The organism is Rhodococcus sp. IEGM1428, assembly GCF_050321865.1.
Taxonomy (GTDB): domain Bacteria; phylum Actinomycetota; class Actinomycetes; order Mycobacteriales; family Mycobacteriaceae; genus Rhodococcoides.
On the sequence record NZ_JBNQFW010000002.1, the window covers coordinates 627611 to 639872 of the forward strand.

Annotated in this window: 12 protein-coding genes; 4 read left to right on the top strand and 8 right to left on the bottom strand. The window is 64.9% G+C overall.

Annotated elements, in window-relative coordinates; translation table 11 throughout:
• Positions 1 to 265: 265 nt before the first annotated feature.
• The 4 genes from ACQR3T_RS11545 to ACQR3T_RS11560 are packed head-to-tail and all read right to left on the bottom strand — an operon-like array spanning position 266 to position 3570.
• Positions 266 to 868, bottom strand: coding sequence for a DinB family protein (locus tag ACQR3T_RS11545; protein ID WP_428693482.1), 603 nt, complete (start codon positions 866 to 868; stop codon positions 266 to 268).
• A 5-nt stretch (positions 869 to 873) separates the two neighbouring features.
• The gene (locus ACQR3T_RS11550; protein ID WP_032381067.1) at positions 874 to 1617 is read right to left on the bottom strand and encodes a CPBP family intramembrane glutamic endopeptidase; all 744 of its coding nucleotides are present in this window, start codon (positions 1615 to 1617) and stop codon (positions 874 to 876) included.
• Between the two features lie 19 nt (positions 1618 to 1636).
• Positions 1637 to 2935, bottom strand: coding sequence for a YhgE/Pip domain-containing protein (locus tag ACQR3T_RS11555; RefSeq protein WP_428693483.1), 1299 nt, complete (start codon positions 2933 to 2935; stop codon positions 1637 to 1639).
• 53 nt (positions 2936 to 2988) lie between these two features.
• The gene (locus ACQR3T_RS11560; protein ID WP_428693484.1) at positions 2989 to 3570 is read right to left on the bottom strand and encodes a TetR family transcriptional regulator; all 582 of its coding nucleotides are present in this window, start codon (positions 3568 to 3570) and stop codon (positions 2989 to 2991) included.
• 94 nt (positions 3571 to 3664) lie between these two features.
• Here ACQR3T_RS11560 and ACQR3T_RS11565 point away from each other — a divergent pair, with 94 nt between their 5' ends.
• On the top strand, positions 3665 to 4711 hold the full coding sequence (locus ACQR3T_RS11565; RefSeq protein ID WP_428693485.1) for an NAD(P)-dependent alcohol dehydrogenase: 1047 nt from the start codon (positions 3665 to 3667) through the stop codon (positions 4709 to 4711).
• Between the two features lie 52 nt (positions 4712 to 4763).
• On the opposite strand, the gene msrA is transcribed toward ACQR3T_RS11565, so the two are convergent.
• Both msrA and ACQR3T_RS11575 read right to left on the bottom strand, forming a co-directional pair.
• Entirely contained in the window at positions 4764 to 5276 is a 513-nt protein-coding gene (gene msrA / locus ACQR3T_RS11570; RefSeq protein ID WP_032381071.1) for a peptide-methionine (S)-S-oxide reductase MsrA, read from the bottom strand.
• A gap of 55 nt (positions 5277 to 5331) precedes the next feature.
• Complete coding sequence (locus ACQR3T_RS11575) at positions 5332 to 6363, bottom strand: NADP-dependent oxidoreductase (RefSeq protein ID WP_032381072.1); 1032 nt, start codon at positions 6361 to 6363, stop codon at positions 5332 to 5334.
• Between the two features lie 75 nt (positions 6364 to 6438).
• On the opposite strand from ACQR3T_RS11575, the gene ACQR3T_RS11580 reads away from it, so the two are divergent.
• On the top strand, positions 6439 to 7275 hold the full coding sequence (locus ACQR3T_RS11580; RefSeq protein ID WP_428693486.1) for an HAD family hydrolase: 837 nt from the start codon (positions 6439 to 6441) through the stop codon (positions 7273 to 7275).
• A 15-nt stretch (positions 7276 to 7290) separates the two neighbouring features.
• Here the strand turns inward: ACQR3T_RS11580 and ACQR3T_RS11585 are convergent, their stop codons facing one another.
• Together ACQR3T_RS11585 and ACQR3T_RS11590 are read right to left on the bottom strand one after the other, a co-directional pair.
• Entirely contained in the window at positions 7291 to 8184 is an 894-nt protein-coding gene (locus ACQR3T_RS11585) for a M23 family metallopeptidase (RefSeq protein ID WP_428693487.1), read from the bottom strand.
• Between the two features lie 70 nt (positions 8185 to 8254).
• Complete coding sequence (locus ACQR3T_RS11590) at positions 8255 to 10465, bottom strand: N-acetylmuramoyl-L-alanine amidase (RefSeq protein WP_428693488.1); 2211 nt, start codon at positions 10463 to 10465, stop codon at positions 8255 to 8257.
• Positions 10466 to 10713: 248 nt separating this feature from the next.
• Between ACQR3T_RS11590 and cobM the strand changes: the two genes are divergently transcribed.
• Entirely contained in the window at positions 10714 to 11457 is a 744-nt protein-coding gene (gene cobM / locus ACQR3T_RS11595; RefSeq protein ID WP_428693489.1) for a precorrin-4 C(11)-methyltransferase, read from the top strand.
• Entirely contained in the window at positions 11454 to 12203 is a 750-nt protein-coding gene (cobF, locus tag ACQR3T_RS11600) for a precorrin-6A synthase (deacetylating) (protein WP_428693490.1), read from the top strand. The genes cobM and cobF overlap by 4 nt, the downstream gene beginning before the upstream one ends.
• Positions 12204 to 12262 lie beyond the last annotated feature (59 nt).

Sequence of the window (12262 nt, forward strand, 5' to 3'; positions counted from 1 at the left end):
TGAGATCAAACTTGTCGGTGGCCCGTGGTATCAACCCGCCACGCAGTCGTACACGTGCGATCTATCGCCCTTGCGGCTTACCCACACGCCTTCGGCGGTCGATCGCCGAAGCTTGCGTCATCGAACGGTCTGCTCCAGATCTCGGACTCTGCTGCATCACAAACCGCCAATCCGTAGCCGGGGAGTCGTCGGCAAAAGATGTCCGCAAAGATTCTTCGGTACGACTGGAATCCATGGGAGTCTCCGTCTCGAACGAACTCGTAGGTCAATCCGTCATATCGTCGGAAGAACTTGGATCAGCTTCTTGCGCAACTGTTTCCAGCTCGGATCGGTATTGCGCCCACCACGCTGCGTCGCCGTCGGCCATGTTTTCGTTGCCGAGGCGCAGTCCAACGGAGTTGTCGATCAATTCGCGCAGTATGTCTGCGTGCCCGGCATGTCGATTCGTTTCGATACACATATGCACCAGCACGCGATGCAACGTGACTTCCTGCTTCTCCACCGGCCAGTGCGGGACGCGTCCGACTGTGTCCAGGTCGAACGAATCGATGGTCTTGTCGGCGTACGTCCAGGCCTCGCGGTACAAGGCGACTATGGATTCGGACGACTCATCGGCCGTGGCCCACATGTCGGCGTTGAGCCGGGCCGTGGCCGATGCCTCCAGTTCCGCGAAACGAGGTGGGAATTCGCGACCGAACGTGAGGCCGAAGTAGCCGTACTCGACGATCGCCAGGTGCTTGACGAGACCCAAGAGATTCGTTCCGGTCGCCGTCATCGGCCGACGCTTCTGGTATTCGGTCAGGCCGTCGAGTTTCCACACCATGTTCTGGCGTGCGATGCGAAGGTACTGGTGCAGATCGTCTTTCATCGGTATCAGTTCATCGATGCGTGCCACACGAGGGCGGCAGCCAGTGCACCGAGTCCGTTCAACGACCAGTGCAGGGCAATGGGTGCGATGAGACTTCCGCTGCGGCTGCGCAGCCACGTGAAGACCACGCCGGCCGCGGCCGTTGCAATGACAGCCAGCCCGATGCCGACGATCTGCCCGAACAGTCCGCCGCCGAGGAACCCACTGAGGCCGACGTTGCCCGCCGTCAGGCCCAGCGAGGACGCGATATGCCACAGTCCGAACAGCAGAGATCCTGCCGCGAACACGCCCCGTGCGCCGTAGATCCGGCCCAGCGTTCCGTGCAGAACCCCGCGGAACGCGAGCTCTTCCGGGATCACGGTCTGCAGTGGAATGACGATCATCGAGGCGATCACAGCGGCCGAGACGGTCGCGTACCGATCGGCCATGAAGAACGGGCGGGTCAGCGGCAGCAACGCGCCGATCGCAACGACCGTGAGGACGATTCCGACGGCTCCCAGCGCGTACAGCGAACCCGTCTTCCACTGTTTCGGTGACAGGCCCAATTCGGCCCAGCCCAGGCCACGGCGGTTCGAGAGAACGACCAACAGAACTGCGGCGATAGGAACCGTCGCGATACTGGCCCACGCCGTGGTGAAGTGCGCGATGAGGTTGGTGCCCACGAGTACGAGCACGACGATGGCGACGTCGAGGTAAGCGTGGAAGGCACGTCTGGGTGCCACGCTTCCGGCCGGGTCAACAGCAAGCATTGGATCGAGTGTACCGGCGTCAGCTGATAACGCCCGGAGAATCGAGGCTTCTGTCGAGGCCCTTGCGGTCGTAGAGAAGGGTGAACACCAGGCCGAAGACGAGCCCGATGAGCAGCCCGAGAGACGTCATACCCACCGAATGCAGCAGGCCGGCGTCAGGCGAGGCGTTGAAGTACAGGATCGAGCGGGTGCCGAGAAAGATTTGATGCATCGGCTCGAACTGCGCCAGCCACGTGAAGATCGGCGGGCTCGCTTCGAGGGGAATCGTGCCGCCCGAGGATGGCAGTGCCAGGATGATGAAAACGACCAAGTTGATCAGCAACCCTGCTGTGCCGAATGCGGACATGACTGCCAGCGCTGTGAATCCGACGGCGATGATCGCGAACGCGCCGTACATCCACAGGGTCCACGCATGGGTGATGGGCATGCCGAGCAGGTGGCTGATCAGCAAGTACAGGCCGGACACGAACATGGCAAGAACGAACATCACCAGCCACTTGACCAGCAGGGTCTGGAACCGGCTGATCCGGGTGGGTCCTCGGTGGATGTACTTCGGGCCGATTTCGGTGGGGGTGAACCCCAGTAGCCCGTCGACGAGTGTGCTCACGATGGTCGCACCGGTGAACCCCGCCAAGACGAGCAATAGCGCGTAGTAGAACGCAGACAGGCCCCCGCCGGTACCGTCGGGCAGTGGATCATGCTGGGCCACAATCACATTGATCGGCTGCGCCAACGTCAGTGCGCTCGCGCCCGCCAGCGGAGTGTCTCCGAGTTGCTGGCGAACCTGATCGGATATCTGTTCGCCCACAGTCTGATTCACCGATTCGAATGCAGGAGTGGCCACCCCGGTGACGAGCGACATCCCGAAGCTGCCCGCCCGCGGATTGGTGTACACCGTGATGATCGGCTTTTCGACATCGCCGGGAATCACGCTCGCCTGCGCTAGGATTCCCATTCTCTTGGTGAAATCACTGGGGATGACGATGGAGCCGTAGACCTCGGCCGTGGACAGCAGCGATTCGGCCTGCGCCGGGCCGACCTCGCGGAATGCGACCTTCTCGGAGTCGACGTTCTGGATCAAGCCGTCGACGATGTCGTTGCCGATATTTCGTTGCTCGCCTGCGAGGGTGTCACCCTCGTCCTGGTTGACGATCGCGATGGGCAGGTCGTGCAAGTTGCCCCGCGGATCGAGAACGCCGCCCAGATACAGGGCCGCGAGGAACGACATCAACGCCGAGACAACGACGATCGGAGCGAGCCAGAAACGCGGTGAACGAAGCACGTCGGCCATCGACCGAGGGGTTCTGTCGGAGGTCACCGGATCAGTGTCGCAAGTTCCGCTCCCATCTGCGCGGTAGTTCGACCGCCTCTTCACCCACCCGGGGATCGACAGAACGCCCGCCGGACGGTGGTGGCGAGGGCAGCCCGTCGTCGGTCGTGGTCGGCGACGGGTTCGTTGCTGTCGGCGGTGTGGATGATCGCCGCCTGAGCCCACGTGCCGGCCAACGCGATCAGCATCGACCAGATGTCTGCGGCGTCCACGTCGTCCACCAGCAGTCCGTCTCGTTGGGCGTCGGCGATCATCGAGAATTTCTCGTCATCGTGTCCGGGTCTGCGGTCGAACAGCGGCCCGGCCGGGGTTCGCTCCAGCCGCGCCCACGTCAGCAGGCGTACCAGCATGGGGTCGCCGAGGTACATGTCGTAGAGCTTCACCGCGTACCCGGGCAGGTCCTCGGGAGTGAAGGCGATGTTCTCGATATCGGTGTCGACTCGCGTGTCGAATGCGACGTCGAACAAGGTGTCCTTGTTGCCGAAGTAGCTGTAGATCAACGATTTGTTCGACGCGGCCGCCCCTGCGATTCGATCCACCCGTGCTCCAGCGATGCCGTGCGTCGCAAATTCCTCGGTGGCGGCGGCCAGCAGCCGAGCGCGGGTAGCAGCCGAATTGCCCATGCGAGAACCATACATTTCCAACTGGTTGGTTGAAAGTGGAGTCACGACCCGCTACTGTTTCCAACCAGTTGGTTACTTCTGAAGGGATTCACACATGCGCACAACGACCGGGTACCGAGCCGTCGACGAGACCTCGCCACTCGAGCAATGGACATTCGATCGACGAGATCTTCGCGACGACGATATTGCCGTGCGAGTGACGTATTGCGGGGTGTGCCACACCGATCTGCACTCCACTCGGAATCCAGGTGACTTTCCAGTTGTGCCCGGGCACGAGTTCGTCGGGGAGGTGACCGAGATCGGTTCCGGCGTCACGGACTTCGCCGTCGGCGATGCGGTGGCCGTCGGAAACATCGTCGACTCGTGTGGTCGGTGCGATATGTGCACGGTGGGTCAGGAAAATTTCTGTCGAGAGTTCCCGACACTGACCTACGGTGGGCGTGACCGACACGACGGAACTACCACTCGCGGTGCGTATTCCAACGAGTACGTGGTTCGCGCTCGGTTCGTCTACCACCGCCCGGAAAACCTCGACCCAGCGGCAGTGGCACCCCTGATGTGTGCCGGCATCACCGTGTGGGAGCCGTTGCGTCGCTGGAACGTCGGCCCTGGCGTCAGGTTGGGGGTAGCCGGAATCGGTGGGCTCGGCCATCTGGCGGTGAAGCTGGGCCGCGCTCTTGGAGCCGAGGTCTCTGTATTCACCACCAGCGCAAGCAAAGCCGCCGATGCGCAGAAGTTAGGGGCTCATCACACTGTCGTCTCGACCGACGATGCCGCGATGAAAGCACTGGCAGGTGGTCTCGATCTGATCATCGACTGCGTGCCCGTCGAGCACGATCTGGCGCCGTACCTACGCTGCCTCGCGCTCGACGGAACACTGTGCACCGTCGGCTATCTCGGCTCCACCACCGTCGATTTCATGGACCTGCTGATCGGCCGGAAGAGTCTGGCGTCGGCGGGCAGTGGTGGACGCCGATACACCCAAGATCTACTCGACTTCTGCGGCGAACACGGCATCGTCGCCGACGTGGAGACGATGCCGTCCGCTCAGGTGAACAACGCTTTCGACCGGTTGGCCGCCAACGACGTTCGGTACAGATTCGTGCTCGATATGTCGGACCTGGCTGCCCCATCCATGTGAGCGAAATTTCGACCCCTGCTACGAAGTTTCGCTCACCTGCGGCGAAGCCGCTCTAGGCGGTTGCCCGACGCGGCAGCTTCCAGTCCGGACGTACCCAGTGGCAGGTGTATCCCTCGGGGTACTTCTGCAGGTAGTCCTGGTGCTCGGGCTCGGCCTCCCAGAAGTCTCCTGCCGGGGTCACCTCGGTGACGACCTTGCCCGGCCACAGTCCCGACGCGTCGACGTCGGCGATCGTGTCCTCGGCGACGCGCTTCTGCTCGTCGTTCAGGTAGAAGATCGCCGACCGGTAGCTGGCACCGATGTCGTTGCCCTGACGGTTCTTGGTGGACGGATCGTGGATCTGGAAGAAGAACTCCAGCAAATCGCGGTAGGACGTCTGGGTGGGGTCGTAGACGACCTCGAGGCCCTCGGCATGGTTGCCGTGGTTGCGGTACGTCGCGTTGGGAACCTCGCCGCCGGTGTATCCGACGCGGGTGGAGACCACTCCCGGAAGCTTGCGGACCAGCTCCTCGGCTCCCCAGAAGCACCCTCCGGCGAGGATGGCGGTTTCGGTGGCTGCAGACATCGTTACTCCTTATGCTCTATCGATCGATACATGGGGTCCAACGAACGAGTGGCCGTCATAATTCCGAGTCGTGGGGGCGTTCGCCGACCTCGAGAACCAGTTTGCCGGTGTTGGCACCGTCGAACAACAGGTTCAGTGTCGATCCGAAGGCGGCGACGCCACCGATCTCGATCTGCTCCCGTGCGGTCATCTTGCCGCTGCTGAGAAGCTCGGACAGGGCATCGATACCCTCCTGGTACCGGTCGAGGTAGTCGAAGATGATGAAGCCCGTCATCGATGCGCGATTGATCAGCAGGGACAGATAGTGCGCAGGACCGGGCTGGGGATCGGTGGCGTTGTAGCCGGAGATGGCCCCGCACAGCACTACTCGCGCTCCCTTGCGCAGACGTGAGAGGGCTGCGTCCAGGATCTCACCGCCGACGTTGTCGAAGTACACGTCGATGCCCTTCGGCGCAGCCGCCTTCAGGCCCTGGTACACCGACTCGTTCTTGTAGTCGATCGCCGCGTCGAAGCCCAGTTCTTCGGTGAGCCACGCGCACTTCTCGGGTCCACCGGCGATGCCGATCACGGTGGCACCCTTGGCTTTCGCGATCTGACCCGCGATGCTGCCCACGGCTCCTGCGGCCCCCGAGATGACGACGGTATCGCCCTCGGTCAGCTTGCCGACGTCCATCAGGCCGAAGTATGCCGTCAATCCGGGAAAACCGAGGGCTCCGAGCCACGTGGGTGCCGGTGCGACGGATTCGTCGACCTTCTGCACTCCCGTGCCATCCGACAGAGCATGCTCGGTGACGCCGAACGATCCCGAAACGATCTCTCCCACAGCGAAATCGGGGTGATGGGATTCCAGCACCCGTCCCACGGCATGCGCGCGCATCACCTCGCCGATGCCGACGGGCGGCACGTACGACCGTGCATCGTTGAGCCAGCCGCGCATCGCCGGGTCGAGAGAGACGTAGTCGACGGTGACGACGAACTCGCCGTCGCCCGGGGTGGGAATCGGCTCCTCGGTGAGGTCCCACGTCGAGTCGTCGGGACGTCCCACCGGGCGCTGAGCCAATCGGATCTGACGGTTCACAGATGTCATCTACCGTTCCTTCCACATCGAAGACGTGCATGTCGAAAACAGGGCTCTTCGACACTAGGGCAGAATGACGTCACGATGACCAACGCGCCGAACACCACCCGCCTCGCCCCCCGACTCGTTGCCAGCGACGTCGACGGCACCTTGCTCGACCAGCATGAACGCGTCACCGAACGCACCAAGCGTGCCGTCTCGGCCGTGGTCGCCGACGGCGTTCCGTTCGTGCTGTCCACCGGCAGGCCACCGCGATGGATCCAGCCGGTCGTCGACCAGTTGGGATACGCACCGATGTCGGTGTGCGCCAACGGTGCGGTGATCTACGACGCGGCCACCGATCGGGTGCTCAGCGCCGAGACGTTGTCGGTCGAGACGCTGCAGTGGTTGGCCGACGTCGCCTACCGCGCGTTGCCCGGCTGCGGTCTGGCCGCCGAGCGAGTGGGGCAGACCGCACACGACTCGGCCACACCGCAGTTCGTCAGTTCGCCCGGCTACGAGCATGCGTGGCTCAACCCCGACAACGTCGAGATGACCGAGGACGACGTCGTCGACGTCCCCGCGGTGAAGCTGCTGATCCGGCTCTCGGCATCCACCAGCGGCCACATGGCCGACATTCTCTCGCCGCTGATCTCCGGCCGCGCCGACCTGACGTTCTCCACCGACAACGGACTCATCGAGCTGTCGGCCCCGGGGGTCACCAAGGCGTCGGGACTGGCCAAGGTGGCCGAGACGCTGTCGGTCGACGTATCGGACATCGTCGCCTTCGGTGACATGCCGAACGATGTGCCGATGCTGTCGATGGTCGGACTCGGCGTTGCGATGGGCAACGCGCACCCGGCTGCCGTCGCGGCCGCCGACGAACAGACCGTCACCAATGCGGAAGACGGAGTGGCGCAGGTTCTCGAACGCTGGTGGTGACGCGTCGGTCCCGGATCAGTGGCGGGTGACGCGTCGACCCGGCCACATCCGGCCGCCGACGTCGTCGAACATTATGCGCAGCGGACGGCCGTCACGTTGGGCGTGAATGTGCAGGTGCGGCTCGGTGGAGTTGCCCGAATTTCCGACGACTCCCAGCAACTGGCCGGCCCTCACTCGCTGCCCCGCGATGACCGCAACGCTGCCCTTCTTCAGATGCGCGATCAGGATCTCCTCCGACCCGGCTCCCAGCACCACGTGATTTCCCGCCGGTTTCGCTGGGTTCAGCGCGCCGTCGTTCAGTCCGTCGCCGCATCGGACCACCTCGGCGTCGACGGGGGAGTGCACGGGTGAACCGAAGGCGTAGTAGTCCTCGTCGCAACCGGCCAGAACCCCGCGATGCGAGGAACCACGACGATCCACCGCGACGATATCGAGTGCCGCGCGCTGGAGTGGTGCCTCCCAGTGATGATTGAACAGTCTGCCCTCGCCTGCGGCCACCTCCCACCGCCCACCGGCGACCGGAAAGTGCAACCGGAGAGTCGTCGAATCACGCACGGCAAGTTGGCGACTGGCAACCGCAGCCGCGACGGCACAGACGGTGAGCACCGCTTCGAACGAGAAGGCGTCGGTGTCGAACCCGCCGGTCCAGTCGTCGATTCGCACGGCCGATACCGCGCACACCAGCAGGAGCATCGCGCTGATCGGAACGTACGGAATGCCGAACGTCGTCGACGACGGTACCGAGAAGAAGTACGCGAACAGGAACGTCGCGAACATCAGCAGTAGAGATCCGGCCCACTGGCCGCCGTTCTCGGCCGTCCAGCAACCGACGACGGCTACGGCGACGAGCACGAGCCACACCAGCTGGGGGATCGAGGACAACAACACGAAGCGCGTCCGCGTAGACATCACGTCACGGTACCCACCCCAACGCGAAAGGGCCGAGTCACCACAGTGACCCGGCCCTTTCGCGGGAATCTCAGCCTGCGGGTGCAGGCTCCGGTGCGGGTGCCGGTTCCACCGGTGCCGCAGCGGGGTTCTGCATTTCCGCGTTGTACGTGTCGTTGTACGTCTTGATCACCGTGGTGACGATTCCGGTGAGCTCGTTGAAGATCAACGAACCGTTCTCGAAGTCCGTCCGGAAGCCCTCCGGCACCTTGAACTCGTCGGTGATCGGCAGACCGAGGACGCCGTCGACGCCACCCTGCTGCAGGTACTGCTGGAAGATCTTGCCGATGACGGCCACAGCCTGACCGGCCATGTTGGTGATGATCTCGCCGTTCTGGAACTGCGCCTTCTCACGGCCGCCGCTCACCTGCACCAGGCCGCTCACCGGTACGCCCAGTGAGCCGGTCTCGCCGCCCGAGGCCAACCACTTCTGCGCAACAGGACTGGTCGACGCCAGACGCTGCAGCTCGGCGACCAGCGCCGGGATGTTCTCGCCCAGAGTGGAACTGGCATCGGTGCCCGGGCGTGACGGAGCCGGGTCGGTCACCGCGGTGTCGGGAGCGGTGTCGGTCGTATCGGGTGACGCCGGTGTGGCATCCCCGCCGCCGAGGTTGGCAGCCGCGATGTCGCGGATCTCGCCGAGCCGGGCGTATCCGGCGTCACCGGGGCATTCGGTGTTGCCGACGTCGCGGTGCCCGAAGATCACCGGAAGGTCGACGGTCTTGCCCTTGCCGATGAACGTGAAATCCGTTCCCTCGGAGGTCATCGTCGTGGTTCCCTTCGGATCCAGACCGGCCTTGCCGAGTCGCCAGCCGAGGAACTTGCCGACCGAGTCGACGGTCTCCTGAGAGGGATCCTCGGTGGAGTAGTCGCCCATCATGGCGACACCGACGGTGTTCTCGTTGAACCCGCCCGCATGGGCACCCTGGACCGGCTTGTCCAGGCCGCCGGCGCGGCCCTCGAAGATCTGACCGTACTTGTCGACGAGAGCGTTGTAGCCGATGTCGCACCAGCCGAGCGTCTGCGCGTGGTACGCGTAGATGGCCCGGACGATTTCGGCCGATTCGGACTTGGAGTAGTCGTTGCTGCCCGCGGTGTGGTGCACGGTGGCACCGCCGATGAAATCGTCGATTGTCGGGTTGGCGCAACGGATCGACTCGTCGGCACCCCACTGGGCGCGGGTGATGACGTTGGGGCCTGCATCGCCCGCCACCGGAGTGGCGAGGTCGCTGAGTGCGGAGTCGGCCGGGGACGTGCCGGGGGTGATGAGTACGGCACTGATGTCGTTCACTGCCGAGGCCAACTGCTCGGCCGAGCTCTCCGGTGCAGCCTCGGGCTGAGCAGGCTCGATCGGGGCCGCGGGGTCCACGGGAGCCGGATCCTGCTGGCGCAGTGGCTTGCTCGACGACGCCGGGGTGTAGCCGAGGGGCTGTTCCTCGGCGGCGGGAGCGGGAGCCTCGGCGGCAGGCGCATCTGCAGCAGGAGCTTCGGCCGGTGCGTCAGCAGCGGGCAACTCGACGACCGGAACCTCGGGAACAGGTGCAGCCGCGAAGCTTTCGGGAGCGGCACTGCTCGTCAGAGGCGTCAGCAGCACCTGCACGGCCTTGGTCAGTCCGACGAAGATCGGTTCGGTACCTTGCTTTCCCGCAGCGGGAGCGGAGTCGTCGGCAGTGCTGTCCACCGGTGCGGTCTGCAGCCACGGTCCCCAGGAACCGTCCTCGAGCTGCCGGCGAACCTGTGCAGACGCACCGTTCAGCTGCTCGGAGGTCAACGCCACCATGCTGAACGGGGTGTCCTGCGAGATTTCCTTGACTGCCGCACCGAGCGGCGGCCCGGTGGGGTCGGCAGCTTCGGGGTTGACCGGTGCCGATGCGTCCACCCGGGGAATCGGCGCCTGCGCGGTCGCGTTCCCCGGCGCGGGCGTGGTCAGGCCCGGAATGTCGGGGATCTGGATCGGCGGGATCACGATGGAATCCGGCAGCGGCAGGTACTTCAGATCGGAGAGCCGCAGATCGGGCAGCGGCAGGCCGGTGAGCTCCTGCAGCGGAATCACGATGTCCGGTGCTGCGCTGAGTGCGGTCTCGACGATCGTGGTCGGCACGGTGACCGGGGTTGTCTCGTTGGCCGGTCGAACTCCGGTTGTCGTGCTGTCGGTGAGGCCGGCGACCGCAAAGGGGGTCGCGACGGCGAGTAGTGCGACAGCACCGAGAACGATCGACGGCTTCGTTCGACGGTTCGGCAAGGCGGTACTCCCTGGTTGTTGGTAGGTACGCGTCGTAGGATCCCGATTGCTGAACATCACGAATCACATCAGCAACATGAGTCCCATCAGACACAAGGCTAAACCTTAGCTTGACAGTTAGCCACAGCCGGGAAGTTCCAGTGGCGCGGCGCGTCGGGGCTTGCACCCCTGGGTCGTTCCGCAGGCTCCACTCCGTTTGTCTGGGTCGTTCCGCAGGCTCCACTCCCGCCCGCCTACGCTTTTCAGCTGTGACTGTGCACTTCATCGGAGCCGGACCAGGCGCTGCGGACCTCCTCACGCTGCGGGCCGTCGAGTTCCTACGATCCAGCCCGGTCTGCGTGTACGCCGGTACCTACATCGACGACGCCATCCTCGAACACTGCCCGGCCGGCACCCGCCTGGTCGACACCGCGAAGCTGGACCTCGACGCCATCACCGCCGAACTCGTCGCCGCACACGAGCGCGGGGAGGACGTCGCCCGCCTGTGCTCTGGCGATCCGTCCCTCTACTCCGCGCTGGCGGAACAGTCCGCCCGACTCGACTCCGCAGGCGTGCCCTGGGACGTCACCCCGGGCGTGCCTGCCTACGCGGCCGCAGCTGCCGCACTGGGCGTCGAGCTGACGGTTCCCGAGGTGACGCAGTCGGTGGTGCTCACCCGCGCGCAGGCCCGCTCGACGGCGATGCCCGACACCGAGGCGCTGAAGAACTTCGCCGCCACCAGGGCAACGCTCGCGCTGCACCTGGCGATCACCCGCACCCGACTCATCGCCGACGAGCTCACCGAGTTCTACGGGCCGGATTGCCCCGTCGTGGTCGTCTTCCACGCCAGCAATCCGGACGAGCTGATCCTGCGCGGCACCCTGGCCGACATCGCCGATCAGGTCGAGGCCGCGGGGCTGCGTCAGGCTGCAGTCATCCTGGTGGGGCCCGCTCTCGCTCGACGCGTCGTCGTCGAATCACACCTGTACGACGCCTGCCGGGACCGCTCGTGAGGATCCATCTGATCGGCATCGGCGGCGGACATCCGGACCAGGTGACGGTGCAGGCCGTCGGGAAGCTCCGGGCCGTGGACGTGTTCATCGTGGCCGACAAGGGTGCGTCCGTCGGCGATCTCGGAGCAGCCAGGCAGGAGATCCTCGAGCGTCACCACGGTGGCAGCTACCGGGTGATCGAGGTACCCGACCCGCCGCGCGATCGGTCGCCCCGGCAGTACGAGACCGCCGTCCTCGACTGGCACGACGCCCGCGCCCGCGCGTACGCCGACGTGCTCGACGGTCTCGCGGAGGACACCGTCGTCGGTTTTCTCGTCTGGGGAGACCCCGCGCTCTACGACAGCACTATCCGCGTCGTCGAGAGGCTGGCTGCACTGCGCGGCGACATCGAGTTCGATGTCACACCGGGCATCTCCAGTGTGTCGATGCTGGCTGCGAGTCACCGGCTGGTACTCAATCGCATCGGCGGACCGATCGTCATCACCACCGGCCGCAACCTGGCGGGCGACATCGCCGCCGGGCTGGACAACCTGGTGGTCATGCTCGACGGCAACCTGGCCTGCAGCGCGCTGACCGGCGCGGGGTGGGGCATTCACTGGGGTGCCAACCTGGGCACGGTCGACGAGAAGCTGGTGGCGGGGCCACTCGACGACGTATTGGCAGACATCCGCCGCGCCCGCGACGAGGTCAAAGCGGCACACGGCTGGGTGATGGACACGTACCTGCTCCGACGCCTGACCCCGTGACACCGGACCGGCCGACCGATGCCTGGTGGGGTAGAGCGGTCACGATCGTCGGATACCCT

Excerpts from the sequence above, each read along its gene's own strand:
- ACQR3T_RS11545 (WP_428693482.1), bottom strand. The coding sequence starts at position 868 with ATGAAAGACGATCTGCACCAGTACCTTCGCATCGCACGCCAGAACATG.
- ACQR3T_RS11550 (WP_032381067.1), bottom strand. The coding sequence starts at position 1,617 with ATGCTTGCTGTTGACCCGGCCGGAAGCGTGGCACCCAGACGTGCCTTC.
- ACQR3T_RS11560 (WP_428693484.1), bottom strand. The coding sequence starts at position 3,570 with ATGGGCAATTCGGCTGCTACCCGCGCTCGGCTGCTGGCCGCCGCCACC.
- ACQR3T_RS11565 (WP_428693485.1), top strand. The coding sequence starts at position 3,665 with ATGCGCACAACGACCGGGTACCGAGCCGTCGACGAGACCTCGCCACTC.
- msrA (WP_032381071.1), bottom strand. The coding sequence starts at position 5,276 with ATGTCTGCAGCCACCGAAACCGCCATCCTCGCCGGAGGGTGCTTCTGG.
- ACQR3T_RS11575 (WP_032381072.1), bottom strand. The coding sequence starts at position 6,363 with ATGACATCTGTGAACCGTCAGATCCGATTGGCTCAGCGCCCGGTGGGA.
- ACQR3T_RS11580 (WP_428693486.1), top strand. The coding sequence starts at position 6,439 with ATGACCAACGCGCCGAACACCACCCGCCTCGCCCCCCGACTCGTTGCC.
- ACQR3T_RS11585 (WP_428693487.1), bottom strand. The coding sequence starts at position 8,184 with ATGTCTACGCGGACGCGCTTCGTGTTGTTGTCCTCGATCCCCCAGCTG.